Genomic DNA, 13,644 nt, shown 5'->3' with positions numbered 1-13,644 from the left:
TTCACAGGCGTCATTTCGTCACTTCTGGCTAAAGTATAGACATTAAGTCTTAGACCGGAATTGACGTTGGCCATGCAATCCACTTTAATCGCGGGGTTGAAGAGGGTCATACGTTAAACGTTGCCAGAAAAGTCACTTTTCCCGCGATTTTCGCGGAGTCACAGAGTCAGGGTTATACACATTGAGCAAACCGCCCATTCTTACGCTTGCCGACATCACCAAACGTTTTGATACGCAAGAAGTGCTGTCGGGCTTCAACTTGAGCATTGAAGACGGAGAATTCTTTACGATTTTGGGGCCGTCAGGCTGCGGCAAAACCACCGTGCTGCGCCTGATCGCCGGATTTGAGGGCGCGGATGAAGGGCGCATCATGCTGAACGGGCAGGATGTTTCCAAGCTGTCCGCGGAAAAGCGGCCGGTGAATACGGTGTTTCAAAGTTACGCCCTGTTCCCCCATATGACCGTGTTCGACAATGTGGCCTTCGGTCTGAAAATGGCCAAGGTCAGCAAGCCGGAAATCGCCGAACGCGTAAAAGAGGCGTTAGCCACCGTACGCCTGTCTGATTTCGCCACGCGTAAACCGCATCAGCTGTCAGGCGGTCAGAAGCAGCGCGTCGCCATCGCCCGCGCCGTGGTGAATCGCCCCAAAGTATTGCTGCTGGACGAATCCCTCAGCGCCCTGGATTACAAACTGCGTCAACAGATGCAGATGGAGCTGAAACAGCTACAGCGCAAGCTGGGCATCACCTTTATCTACGTCACCCACGATCAGGAAGAAGCCCTGTCCATGTCCGACCGTGTTCTGGTCATGCACAATGGTCAGGCGCAGCAGGTAGGCACGCCGCGTGAAATATACGAGTGCCCGAATAATCTGTTCGTCGCCAGCTTCATTGGGGAAATCAACGTATTCAACGCGGAAATCCTGGAAAGCCTGGGCGATTACCGCTATCTCGCCGCGATGGACGGCTTCAAGCGTGAGATTCACGCAGACCGCCGTTTCGAGGCGGGCGATAAAGTACATGTATTGCTGCGCCCGGAAGACTTGAGGATTGAATATCTGGAGGATGCGCCAGATCGTCCTGGTTTCTCAGGAAAAGTACTGGAGCGCAATTACACCGGACAGACCCTGGACTCACAGATCCAGTTGCCGTCAGGACAGACCATCATGGCCAGTGAATTCTTTGATGAAGACGATCCTGACTTCGACTACAGCATCAATCAGAAAGTCTGGGTCGATTGGGTGGATGGCTGGGAACACGTGATCAAAGCGGAGTCCTGACGTGAGCCAATCGCCTTTTCGCCGTTTCATCATTATTTTGACGCTGGCCTGGCTGGCGTTGTTCGTTCTGGCGCCCCACTTTCTGGTAGTGCTGACCAGCGTGATGACGCCTGACTCCGAGCATCTGGCGGTCTGGCCGATGACGCTGGACGCCTACGCGCGTATCTGGGAGCCCCTTTACGCCGACGTTTTCTGGCAGAGTCTGGCGCTGTCCGCCAAGGCGACGCTGATCTGTCTGTTGCTCGGCTACCCGTTCGCCTACATTGTCGCCAAGATGTCGCCAGCCTGGCGCGCCTTCATGATGTTCCTGATGATCATTCCCTTCTGGACCAACAGCCTGATACGCACCTACGCCATCAAGCTTTTGCTTGGCAATAAAGGCCTGTTCAACTGGGTGCTGGAGGCCATTGGCGTCATTGATGCCCCTATTCAGATGATTTATACCGAGTTCGCAGTCGTGTTCGGCCTGACTTACATCCTGCTGCCCTTTATGGCCCTGCCGTTGATCTCCAGCTTCGACAAGCTGGACAAGGATCTGATTGAGGCTGGCCACGATCTGGGCGCGGGATTCTGGCAGCGCTTCTATCACATCGTACTGCCGCTCACCATGCCGGGAGTCGTCGCCGGATGTTTGATCGTATTCCTGCCCGCCATGGGCATGTTCTATGTGGCGGATCTGCTCGGCGGCGCCAAGAACCTGCTGTTGGGCAACATCATCAAGAATCAGTTCCTGGTGGTGCGGGACTGGCCGTTCGGCTCCGCTTTCAGCGTCACGCTGATTGTCATCATGGGGATGATGCTATGGCTGTATTATGCCGCCAACAAGAAAGTACAGCGCATGGGAGGCCTCGATGATCAGAATCTTTAAGTCCGGTTTTCTGGGCCTGATCTTCCTGTACCTGTATCTGCCCATCCTGGTGCTGGTGGTCAACTCGTTCAATGAATCCAAGTACGGCTATGACTGGAAAGGCTTCTCCTGGCGCTGGTATGAAAAGCTGTGGAATAACGATGCGTTGATGGACGCCTTCGGCAATTCTCTGCTTATCGCCTGTCTGTCCGCGACAGCGGCGACAGTCATTGGGGCGTTAATGGCGCTGGCGATCTATCGCTATAAGTTTCCCCTCAAGAAAACCGCCGGCAGCTTGTTGTTCGTGGTGATGATGTCGCCGGATATCGTCCTGGCGATAACCTTCCTGGTTATTTTTATCGCACTGGGAATTCAGCTGGGATTCTGGTCCCTGTTGATCGCCCATATCACGTTCTGCCTGCCTTTCGTCGTGATTACCGTTTACGCCCAATTGAAAGGGTTTGACGAAAACTTACTGGAAGCGGCGCAGGATTTAGGCGCCAGTGAAAGCCGCATCTTTCGCCTGATCATTTTACCGATTATCCTGCCCGCCGTTATTTCCGGCTGGCTGCTGAGTTTCACACTGTCTCTGGACGATGTCATTATCAGCTCATTCGTGACCGGACCCGGTTTTGAGATTCTGCCCATTCGGGTGTTCTCAATGGTGAAGGTGGGCATTTCGCCCGAGGTGAATGTGTTGGCCACAGTATTGCTGTTTATTTCTTTAACTCTTGTCACGGTGGTGACGCTACTTATGAAAAGGAAAACCGAAGCATGAAAAAAACCTCCTTTGTAACTGGCTTCCTCTTCGCGGCAGGCTTCCTGTTCGCCGCTATCGGCACAGCCCGGGCGGCGGAAAAAGTGGTCGTGTACAACTGGACGGAATACATACCTGAAGGCGTGCTGGACGAGTTCACCGCCAAGACCGGCATCGAAGTGGAGTACGCCACTTACGAAAGCAACGAGGTCATGTACGCCAAAGTCCAACTACAAAAAGGCAAAGGCTATGACGTTGTCGTGCCTTCTGGCTACTACATCTCGAAAATGCGCAAAGAAGGTCTGTTGGCGCCAATCGATAAGTCCAAGCTTTCCAACTTCAAGCACCTGGACCCGAACCTGCTGAACAAACCCTACGATCCGGACAACCAATACAGTATCCCTTACACCTGGGGCAGCACAGGCATTGGCATTAACGCGGAAGCGATCGATCCCAAGAGCATTACCTCCTGGAAAGATCTGTGGGACCCCAAATGGAAAGGCAGCCTGCTGCTGACGGACGATGTTCGCGAAGTGTTCCACATGGCGTTGAAAATTAACGGCCACTCCGGCAACTCCACTGATCCTGCGGAAATCAAACAGGCTTATGAGCTGCTGAAAACCCTAATGCCCAATGTGTTGGTTTATAACTCAGACGCGCCCCGTGAGCCTTATATGGCGGGCGACGTCAATCTGGGCATGATCTGGAACGGCGAAGTGATACAGGCGCAACAGGAAAACCCGGACATCCAGTATATTTATCCCAAAGAAGGCGCAGCATTCTGGGTCGACAGCTTCGCCATTCCCGCTGGCGCTGAGCATAAGGAAAATGCGCTCAAGTTCATCGACTTCATGCTGCAACCGGAAATCGCCAAGCGCTGCGTGGAGTTTATCGGCTACGCCACTCCCAACAAATCAGCGCTGAGCCTGCTGGACGAAAAGCTGCGTAACAATCAAACCATCTTCCCACCCGCCGAAGTCATCCAGAAAGGCGACTTCCAGCAGGACGTAGGCGAAGCCATGGAGCTTTATAACGATTACTGGCAGAAGCTGAAAACCGGCAACTGATTTCAGTTCACAAGCAGGCCGGAGAGTTATTCCGGCCTGCTTGTTTTCTCACCATTCTCCTCGCTCGACTGACTCCCACCCACATTACGACGACACAGACTCGCCTGCCGTTCACTGGGCTGAAATCCCAAGGATTCATAAATTCGCGCAGCGTGATAGTTTTCATCCGCCACCATGACTAATATATCCGCCCGATCAAAACCCGCTTTGGCGACGGCGTGCACCAGTGTGTGGCATATCCCCCTGCTTCGATGGGAGGACTTGGTCAGCACATTCTGAAACCGGCCGATACGCTCATCAAAAAAGAGACCAACGCTGCCCACCAACTCTCCCTGTTGAAACGCGCCGAACCAATCTCCTCTTCCTGCCGCGATCATACTCCGGTACATATCACGAACGCCTTGCAGGAAAGCCACATTCTCTTCCTTCGGCTGATCGACATCCCGCTCCTGCAGCTCAAGCTCATACCAGGCGCGCCAATCTTCCTCCGACTGCAGCGTCCGCACATCAACATCAACGTTAACTTTCTGCGGCTTTAACAACTCTGATTGCTTCGCAGTGAGGACCGCACACTCCATGTACTCATAACCCCGCTGCATAAAACCGCTGCATAAAACCGCTCATATCAGCCCCGTCCTCTTCACCGCTGACGCGCCACTGAAACGCAAAATGCCTGATCCGCGGCGGCGCGCCAACATAACGCGCAAAATCCAACTCCAAATCAGTCCACTGCCCCGCCTGCGGCGGCGTCTTCAACAACAGATAATTGCCAAAGTAATAATTCGGATTGCTCGGCGTGGTAATCACAACATACCGACCCACATCCTCAACCACACCGGAATACCGGCTGAACATCAAATCAGTCTGTAATCCCAGGCTTGGCATGGGGTGCTCCTTTATTACGTCTACTCACATTACTGGACGCCGGTAATTCCGGCTCAACAGGCTGAAGTTAATATGCCCGTCACTTGTTTTCTAAAATTTAGTTAATCTTTCAGGAAAAAACTTATAAAATAGCGCGCTTGTTAACCAGTAGTATGTTGGAGCTTCATCGAACGGAATCGTCCCTGTCGTAGCATTCCCATCAATGCAGTAGCCCCATACCCCCTGATAAATAGTAATTCCCCCCAACCAGATTAGTCTGATCATTGGAGTTTTTAGTGTTTTTTCGCTGTATTACACACTTCATTTACTTATCCTGCGCTTTAGTTCTCTCTGCTAGCGCTTACGCTGAAGAAATTAACCCTTTGCTTCCTAAAGAGTGTGAGCAATCAAAACAATACTCTTATCTAAAGCTAGACAATGGACTGAAGGTTCTGACAATTTCGGACCCATCCTTAAATAAAGCCAATATATCCCTCGAAGCTTCTGTAGGAACTCAGCAAGACCCTCAAGATATACTGGGTATGGCGCACTTCCTGGAGCATATGCTTTTTCTTGGCTCCGAAAAGTATCCAGAGGCAGACGCCTTACAGACCTACTTGGCGAAGCATGGAGGTTCAACCAACGCCTCCACTGATTATAACGCTACAAACTACTACTTTGATGTTGAGCCCCAGCATCTGGAAGGCGCCTTGGATCTGTTCGCCGACGCCATGTCTGCCCCTACGCTGGATTCAACCTATGTAGGAAGAGAAAGAAACGCAATCCAGGCGGAGTACCAATATAGAAAGGACATGCTTTATTGGCGTCTAACTGATGCCGCATCAGAGGCATTCGCCACCAATCACCCTATTACGCGTTTTGGAATGGGTAATGCGAAATCTTTCGAAGCTTTCAGTGATCAAGAGCTCGCTAACCGGGTGAAGGCATGGTGGACAGCGCAATATAGTGCAGAAAAGATGTCTTTGGTAATTAGCGCTCCACAGTCCAACGAGGTATTGGAATCGCTGGCCAGAGAAAAGTTTAAAGATTTACCTGTGCGTCAGGCTATAGCGCCTCTATATCAAGAGCCTCTCAAGTTGAATAGAGTTCCCTCTTTGGTGAAGACAAAGTTCGATGACTTGGAAAGGTACATGATACTTTACTTCCCTATTCCTGATATCAAGGAAGAGTATAAAGCGGTGCCAGAAGAGTTCATCAGCTTTTTACTTGAGCAACAAGTTCCTCAGACGCTTTCCAGCAACCTGAGAGGCTACAGCTACGCGCAGGGCGTGAGCGTCCGATTTAACACAGATGACCCAGGCGCTTCGCGCATTGAAATATATATAAACCTTCATTACAAAGGTGGCGAACAATACTGGGATGTTATCAGACGTCTGATGGCGTATGTCGACATACTAAAGAAAGAGCCGCTGGAAGAATGGAGATTTAATGAGTTTCAAAAAGCCAGAGGATTGCAATGGTGCTACTTTAACGATTTCAATATCGCCAATGCAGCTCATAACTTAAACCTCTATGGCCCAGACTACGCTGTAGCCAAAGGATATGTCGCAGAAAAATTCAATCCCTCACTTTACCAGAAGATTCTTGAAGCCATTCGTCCTGATAACATGATGGCGATCGTCACCCATCCTGACTTCGTTTTATCCAAAGAGTCCAAATGGTTCAACACTCCCTACTCAGTGAGCATGCTTACCCCTTCAGAGCAAAAACATTACTTACCGAAAGAGAGCTATTACATGGCTCGACCACCTACAAATCCTTTTCTGCCGAAAGGTAAAGTGCAGATAAGCGGCAATATATCAGCCTCGCCCGAACTACTGAGCACGCATCAAAACATCAAGGCTTGGTATGGCAAAAATACCAAAGCAGGTAGCCCATTAGCTTACTACTTTGTGTTACTACGCTCTCCTGAAATGGACGAAGACCGAAGAAATGCAGCGCTTACGCAATTGTTCTGGAACTTACTAAGAAAGAAACTTGAGCATCAAACGCTTATTGCTGAAGAAGTAAATACGGATTTGAGTATCGAAAGACAAAAAAATGGAATAGCTCTGCACTTCCACGGCTATCCAGAAAGCGTAGAACTCCTGCTTTCGCAAACCTTGGAAGAAATTAAAACCTTCAGGGTAAAGGAGCGACGCTATGAGGGATACAGATATGGGTGGTTAGAGTATTTAAAAAAATATACAGAGGAAGCCCATCCATTAACCGTCGCTCAAGAAACAACGGATAGTGTTATCTATACTCCAAGCTATAGTCGCTCTGATCTCGCAAAGGGCATGCAAGGCGCATCCTATTCAAGAATGATCAATCTTCTTGAGGATTTCAAAGACAACCTACATGTTGCTTCATTTGCCTACGGTAATGTTGAACAAGTCCAAGCAGAGACATGGAATAAAATGGTGGCCGACGCAATCATAAATAAAGAAAGCAGTCCCCAAATAAGGGAGTATGTAATGCGTATGCCAAAAGGTATTACCCGAGTATTCGAGGAGTCGGAATTTACAGACTCAGTTTCGCTTGTATATGTACAGGGAGCCTCTGCAAGCTATGAGGAGCGCGCTCATTTTGAGCTATTGGAGAAAATGCTATCTGAATCCTTCTTTAAAGAGCTGCGAACAGAGAAACAACTTGGATATGTAGTTCACGCTACATCAAACAACTATTTAAACATCCCGGGCATGAAGTTTAACATGCAATCCCCAGTTTCAGGCCCTGACAAGCTGGAGAAAGAGACACTAAACTTCATGAAAAACTTTCTCGAAACATTAATTGCCATGCCAGAGAAAGACTTCAACATCTTTAAAAGCACCCTAATTACGGAGTTAAATGCGGATAAAGAGCTGGAAGAAAAAGCTTATGAATATTGGAAAGAAATCAAGAACGGCAGCTTAGACTTTGGCTCACATATACGCACGGCGGAAGCAGTGAAAAATATTAACAAAGAAAACTTCATTAGCTGGTATAAACTGCGCTTTACAAGCCCAGAAAGCCGTCTGTTATCGGTTCTGGTAGAGGGAGACTCTCACAACATTAACTCCAAATGGATGTCTCAGGTTTCCAATACAAAGCTAGACTCGCTTGAGAAGTTTCAGAATACAAATGAAAAGTGGGTATTGGTGTCTCCACAGTCTGAAAGCACTGAAATGATGCTTAGCAAGCAATAAAGCAATAAAGCAATATGGCCATAGGCAACAAGATCTATGGCCTTTCATCCAAGTCTTAGTCCCCCAGCCACTTATACATAACCAACGCATCCACAAGTCCAAGCTTTGAGTGACGGAAGGCTTTGGGAAGGCGGCCGGCGATGTCATAGCCCAACTTGCGCCACAGATTAACCGCGACTTCGTTGGTGGATACCACAAAATTGAATTGCATGGCTTTGTACCCATATTTTTTCGCCATGGCTTGCGAGTGTTCGCACAGGGACGCCGCTACGCCTTTACCACGGGCGGCCTCCGCCACCATGTAACCACAATTGCTGACATGAGAGCCCAGCCCCAATTGATTTTGCTTCAGGTAATAGGTTCCCAGGACTGTATCGCCTTCAACTGCGACATAGGTTTTCTGTGGCTGCCGCAACCATAATTCGTAGGCTTCCTCTTTACTTGTGTCAGGGGCGTAAGCATAGGTTTCTCCCGCGACAGCCACAGAGTGAAATATCCGCCAAATCTGCTCAAAGTCCTGTTCTAACGCCTCTCTTATTTCCATGAATGCCTCGTTGTCACATGTTTCGCTTTTCCTGTAACCGCTTATTTAAGCGGGGCCGTTTGGAAGCATAACTGAATATCCATGCCCTAAAAAAGAGTAAGTAATCTCTATTTTGACAAAAATACTGCTTTTATATACAGTGTTTTTATTTAAACTTAATTCTACTCAGACAATGAACAAATCAGGGCTAGAACAAGCAATTAATCGAGGCCAGATATGGCGAGGAAGACATTTCTCTTCAGCCCCAATAAAAGGATTGGATACTGGCTTTCCATCTTTGAACCAAGCATTGGCCGACGGTGGATGGCCAGCGGATGGCGTGACAGAAATAGGATATAGATCACCAGGTATGGGAGAGGTCAGCCTTTTGTTTCCGGCTTTGGCTCCATTAAGCCATCAAGAACAGTGGATACTGTGGGTAGCGCCGCCGTATCCACTATATGCGCCTGCATTAATTAATGGCGGTTTAAGTCTCTACAACAACCTGATAACGCAACCTCAATCTCGCAGGGATTTGCTCTGGTCGATAGAAGAAGGTCTGAAAAGCTCATCGTCCGCCGCGGTACTGGCATGGCCTGGGAGCATGCGACCAGAGCACGTGCGTCGACTACAGATTATTGCCGCTCAACAGCAAAAGCCGTGCTTCTTGTTTCAGGATAGACAGTACGCCAACTCGCCCAGCTCATTGCGAGTTCGTTTAAATATGCTCTCTCAAGGAGTCTTATGCGTGGAGATCCTAAAACAGCGTAGGGGGTGGGCGACATCCAAAATAGCCATAGACTCGCTACATCCGCTCTCTCTTTTTAGGCACCCCTCATTTCACACGGAAGCTGAAAGTGACGCTCGTAGGGAAAGAACCGGATAAGTTCAAAGGCGGTATGATCTTATGCGATGGTTATATCTTTACTTTCCACACCTGTATGCAGAAACGTGGAGTCCAGACTTCAGAGAAACCACTCCCATTGCTCTGATTCAGGAAAATGGTTCTGTCATTGTTGACACAAACGCGAGCGCCTCGGACTCAGGCGTGGATACTGGGATGCTATTAAACACAGCATTCTGCCTATGCCCCACCTTACAGGTTCTCCACATCAAGCCCCACAAGCAAACGCAAGCAATACATCGAGCAGCGCAAATTGCTAACCGCTTTTCCTCTTGGGTCAGCTTGGACGAGCCTGACGGTTTGTATTTGGAAGTCGCCTCAATGAAACGCCTGTATACACGCCCTTCACAATTGCGCCAGGACATTCAGCAGGCGTTTGCAGCCCTTGGCGTTACCACGTTGAACGCAACAGCGCCTCACCCCAAAGCAGCCCGCCTCCTTGCTCGCTCAAACCTAGAAAAAGATGTAAACGCCGAGAGTTTTTGGCGGGCGCTCAAGCTCCTGAAATTAGATCGCCTGAAGCTGGAGAGTCGTACTGAATATAAGCTGCGCAAGGTGGGTCTAAAAACTATTTATGATATCGCCAAACTTCCAAGCTGCGATCTTGCGTATCGAATCGATGCAGACCTTGCTTTGTATCTTGACCACGCGCTTGGCCGCAAACCTTGGCGGCCTTCGCCTTTTACTCCTCCAAGCCGTTTCAAAAAGCGGCTAGACCTGGAGCAGGAATTTGAAAGCCTACAGCCTTTGCTCTTCTACTTAGCCAAAGCCATTAAAGAGTTCTGCCTTTTTTTACAGGAGCGCTGCCTGATTAGTCAGTCCTTGGAAGTACGCCTTATTCATCGTCATCAACCGCCGACCCTGGAAAGCATCAGACTCGCACAGGGAGATAACCGGCCCGACTCCTGGTTATACATCCTGAATAAGAGCCTGGAAAGAATAGAGCTGTCCGCCCCGGTTGTAATGGTTGAGCTTTTCGCCTCCAACTTTGAAGAAGCGCCCCAACAGTCAGAGTATTTATTCGCACATTTCAACGAAAATATCGCTGCCGAAAAGACTCGCTTGCTCAATCGGCTGGCTGCCCGGCTGGGCTCCGATCATGTGCATTTTCTTAGTCTGACCACCGACCATAGACCAGAACTAAAAACCCAACAAACGCCGTTACCCGCGCTTGTAAAATATCCACGTTCACGCACCTCACCACAGCCGGTTTGGCTGCTGCCTTCGGCGCCGCTTATCAATATTGAGTCTTATAAGCTGCTTCATGGGCCACTACGCATAGATTCGGGCTGGTGGGATAAATATGCCGTAAGGCGGGACTACTATGTTGCCGTCACCCCAAACAATAGTTTGCACTGGATTTTTCATACCCCTGAAAAACAGTGGTTCCGGCACGGTTTTTTTTCCTGAATAAGCAGTTATCCCATGTCCTTCGCCGAGCTCCATTGCATAAGCAACTATTCATTTCTAAAAGGCGCGTCTCACCCTGAAGAGCTAGTGCAACAAGCCGTTGAACAGGGTTACAGCGCCTTGGCGATTACGGACGAGTGCTCCGTCGCTGGCGCCGTCAAAGCGTGGCGAGAGCTACGCCGGCTAAGGGAGGAAACTCCTGAAGCTTCAGCGTTTAAGCTAATCATTGGCAGCGAGTTTCATTATGAAGGAGATTGCTTTGTCGTACTGACGCCCCATAAAAAAGCTTATGGCGAACTCTGCCGGTTTATTACCAACTGCAGGAGAAAAGCAGAAAAAGGGGACTATCGATTTTCACCTCATGACCTTAATGAAAGCATCAAGCAAGGCCTCCTACTTTGGCGCCCCAAGCGAAGTGATCAAGAGTTTATCCCAGCGTTAGTACAAGCATTCTCTGGCCGTCTATGGCTATTGTTGGAGCTATCCCTGTCAGAAGAGGACAGCTCAAAGCGAGAGCTTATACAAACGCTATCCGAGGCCTATAACCTTCCTGTTGTGTGCAGCAATGAAGTCAAGATGCATACGCCCGAGCGAAAGCAGCTTCACGACGCACTGACAGCAATTCGCCTCAATCAATCAGTGGACTCTATAAAAGAGCTCCTGGCTCCTAATGCGGAAAACTATTTACGCCCTTTAAGTGAAGTTCATGAAACTTATCCCCCTAGCGCAATACAAGAGAGCCTGAAGGTCGCAGCGAGGTGCACATTTGAGTTGAATGAAATCCGTTACCAATATCCCAAGGAAGTCGTTCCCGAAGGAGACGACCCTAGCGCTTATTTACGTCGCCTGACTTATGAAGGGGCGCATCTTCGTTATCCACAAGGCATACCTGAATCAGTTTTAGCTACATTGGAGAAAGAACTTAAGATCATCAGTGAGTTGCAATATGAGTATTACTTCCTGACTATTTTCGACATTGTGGATTACGCGAAAAAATCAGACATACTCTGTCAGGGAAGAGGCTCGGCCGCAAACTCTGTGGTTTGCTATTGTCTTGGTATAACCGCTGTTGACCCCACCAAAGCCAGCCTTCTTTTTGAGCGCTTTATATCCAAGGGACGTGACGAACCACCAGATATTGATGTGGATTTCGAAAATGTGCGCAGAGAAGAAATTATCCAATATCTCTATCGGCGCTACGGCCGTGAGCGCTGCGCCATTGCTGCGACAGTAATTACTTATCGCCCCAAAAGCGCAATAAGGGACTTGGGTAAGGCGCTAGGAGTCGACTTATTTCAGCTCGAAAATGTGATCGCTAATTATGGCTGGCGATATCGGGGACAGAACTGGATAGATGAAGTCATCACACCTCAGGTTTCCCAGGACAATCATATCCTGACATGTTTTAAAGAGTTGCTACCTGAACTGCTAGGCTTTCCAAGACACTTATCTCAGCACGTAGGCGGCTTTGTTTTATCCGCAGGTCCTTTAGTTGAACTGGTCCCAATAGAAAATGCCGCAATGGAAGAGCGTACAGTCATACAGTGGGACAAAGACGATCTTGAGTCTCTTGGATTAATGAAAGTCGATGTGTTGGCGCTAGGCATGCTGACAGCACTGAAAAAATGTACGACATATATTAGTGAAATAACGGGAAAGACGTTCTCTTTGGAAAGCATTCCCAAAGACGAAGATTCCCAAGTTTATGGCATGTTGCAGCAGGCCGACACAGTTGGGCTCTTTCAGGTGGAATCTCGCGCCCAAATGAACATGCTTCCTCGTCTCAGACCAGCTAAATACTATGATCTTGTGGTGCAAGTGGCGATTGTCAGGCCTGGTCCGATTCATGGCGATATGGTTCACCCCTACCTGCGTAGACGACATAATCTGGAAGATCCTGAAGACGTCCCGTTACCTGAGCTAACCCCCATTCTGAAGCGTACTTTCGGCGTTCCCATCTTTCAGGAACAGGTTATCGCCATAGCCATTGTCGGGGCTGGTTTCACTTCCGAAGAAGCAGAAGAACTAAGACGCTCTATGGCTAGCTGGAAACGCCGCGGTCATATGGGCAAGTTAATGGACAAACTGATAACCAATCTGCTTAACAAAGGTGTACGCCAGGAATATATTCAGCGTTTATGCCGACAGATAGAGGGCTTCGGCGAATACGGCTTTCCTGAGTCCCATGCCGCCAGTTTTGCGCTGCTGGCCTATCATTCGGGCTGGCTTAAATACTATTACCCTTCCGCTTTCTGCTGTGCACTCTTAAACAGTCAACCAATGGGCTTTTATGCTCCTTGGCAATTAGTCCAAGACGCCCAGCGACATGGCGTTATCGTCTTACCCGTGGATATAAATAATAGTTACTGGGAGCACCGTTTAGAGCCACACACCGACAACACAAAAGAAGGTGCTTTACGACTAGGGTTCAAGCTCGTTAAAGGATTATCAGAAGAGGCCGCAGTCTCCATTATTCAGCATAGGGCCGACGAAGGTTTTACTTCTCTCGCACAGGTAATGCATCTTCCGAAAATAACTAGAGAAGACCTTGAAGCCCTTGCCTCCGCCGACGCTCTGACTTCGTTAGGCGACAATAGATATCAGCAACGTTGGGAGTGCTCAGGCTTTCTTTATTACTATCAACTCTTCTCCGAGTTTGAATACAGAGGCGTAGACTTCAAGCCTCCCGGTCGTCTGGACAGCATTTATGAAGATCATGCCAGCACAGGCGTAGTGCTAGGTGACCACCCCCTGGCCTATCTTCGAGAAGCCAATCTAGTTCCTCACAGCTTACCGGCGGTTGAC

At 49.1% G+C, this 13,644-nt stretch carries 10 protein-coding genes; 7 read left to right on the top strand and 3 right to left on the bottom strand.

Annotated features, from left to right (window positions below):
- Positions 1-181: 181 nt before the first annotated feature.
- The 4 genes from potA to ONV78_RS29340 are packed head-to-tail and all read left to right on the top strand — an operon-like array spanning position 182 to position 3,950.
- Positions 182-1,279, top strand: coding sequence for a spermidine/putrescine ABC transporter ATP-binding protein PotA (gene potA, locus ONV78_RS29355; RefSeq protein ID WP_279508082.1), 1,098 nt, complete (start codon positions 182-184; stop codon positions 1,277-1,279).
- Between the two features lies 1 nt (position 1,280).
- Complete coding sequence (gene potB / locus ONV78_RS29350; RefSeq protein WP_127972307.1) at positions 1,281-2,147, top strand: spermidine/putrescine ABC transporter permease PotB; 867 nt, start codon at positions 1,281-1,283, stop codon at positions 2,145-2,147.
- Complete coding sequence (gene potC / locus ONV78_RS29345; RefSeq protein ID WP_279508080.1) at positions 2,131-2,904, top strand: spermidine/putrescine ABC transporter permease PotC; 774 nt, start codon at positions 2,131-2,133, stop codon at positions 2,902-2,904. Before potB ends, potC begins: the two co-directional genes overlap by 17 nt.
- Positions 2,901-3,950 carry an extracellular solute-binding protein gene (locus ONV78_RS29340; RefSeq protein ID WP_279508078.1) on the top strand — a complete coding sequence of 350 codons (1,050 nt, stop codon included), beginning with the start codon at positions 2,901-2,903 and terminating at the stop codon, positions 3,948-3,950. The genes potC and ONV78_RS29340 overlap by 4 nt, the downstream gene beginning before the upstream one ends.
- A gap of 26 nt (positions 3,951-3,976) precedes the next feature.
- Here the strand turns inward: ONV78_RS29340 and ONV78_RS29335 are convergent, their stop codons facing one another.
- Together ONV78_RS29335 and ONV78_RS29330 are read right to left on the bottom strand one after the other, a co-directional pair.
- Positions 3,977-4,549, bottom strand: coding sequence for a GNAT family N-acetyltransferase (locus ONV78_RS29335; protein ID WP_279508076.1), 573 nt, complete (start codon positions 4,547-4,549; stop codon positions 3,977-3,979).
- Complete coding sequence (locus ONV78_RS29330) at positions 4,533-4,835, bottom strand: hypothetical protein (protein WP_279508074.1); 303 nt, start codon at positions 4,833-4,835, stop codon at positions 4,533-4,535. The genes ONV78_RS29335 and ONV78_RS29330 overlap by 17 nt, the downstream gene beginning before the upstream one ends.
- A 275-nt stretch (positions 4,836-5,110) precedes the next feature.
- Between ONV78_RS29330 and ONV78_RS29325 the strand changes: the two genes are divergently transcribed.
- Positions 5,111-8,002 (top strand): insulinase family protein, encoded by a 2,892-nt coding sequence (locus ONV78_RS29325; RefSeq protein WP_279508072.1) that lies wholly within the window; start codon positions 5,111-5,113, stop codon positions 8,000-8,002.
- A 55-nt stretch (positions 8,003-8,057) separates the two neighbouring features.
- Here the strand turns inward: ONV78_RS29325 and ONV78_RS29320 are convergent, their stop codons facing one another.
- The gene (locus ONV78_RS29320; RefSeq protein WP_127972315.1) at positions 8,058-8,546 is read right to left on the bottom strand and encodes a GNAT family N-acetyltransferase; all 489 of its coding nucleotides are present in this window, start codon (positions 8,544-8,546) and stop codon (positions 8,058-8,060) included.
- 886 nt (positions 8,547-9,432) lie between these two features.
- On the opposite strand from ONV78_RS29320, the gene ONV78_RS29315 reads away from it, so the two are divergent.
- Positions 9,433-10,839 (top strand): DNA polymerase Y family protein, encoded by a 1,407-nt coding sequence (locus tag ONV78_RS29315; protein WP_279508069.1) that lies wholly within the window; start codon positions 9,433-9,435, stop codon positions 10,837-10,839.
- A gap of 15 nt (positions 10,840-10,854) precedes the next feature.
- Positions 10,855-13,644, top strand: a 2,790-nt coding sequence (locus ONV78_RS29310; RefSeq protein ID WP_279508067.1) for an error-prone DNA polymerase, incomplete at its 3' end; no start/stop codon positions are given.

The sequence above is a fragment of the Hahella sp. CR1 genome, assembly GCF_029813005.1.
In the GTDB taxonomy this organism is placed as follows: Bacteria; Pseudomonadota; Gammaproteobacteria; order Pseudomonadales; family Oleiphilaceae; genus Hahella.
This window is presented reverse-complemented; position numbering and strand designations above follow the sequence as displayed.

Excerpts from the sequence above, each read along its gene's own strand:
- potC (WP_279508080.1), top strand. The coding sequence starts at position 2,131 with ATGATCAGAATCTTTAAGTCCGGTTTTCTGGGCCTGATCTTCCTGTAC.
- ONV78_RS29340 (WP_279508078.1), top strand. The coding sequence starts at position 2,901 with ATGAAAAAAACCTCCTTTGTAACTGGCTTCCTCTTCGCGGCAGGCTTC.
- ONV78_RS29335 (WP_279508076.1), bottom strand. The coding sequence starts at position 4,549 with ATGCAGCGGGGTTATGAGTACATGGAGTGTGCGGTCCTCACTGCGAAG.
- ONV78_RS29330 (WP_279508074.1), bottom strand. The coding sequence starts at position 4,835 with ATGCCAAGCCTGGGATTACAGACTGATTTGATGTTCAGCCGGTATTCC.
- ONV78_RS29320 (WP_127972315.1), bottom strand. The coding sequence starts at position 8,546 with ATGGAAATAAGAGAGGCGTTAGAACAGGACTTTGAGCAGATTTGGCGG.
- ONV78_RS29315 (WP_279508069.1), top strand. The coding sequence starts at position 9,433 with ATGCGATGGTTATATCTTTACTTTCCACACCTGTATGCAGAAACGTGG.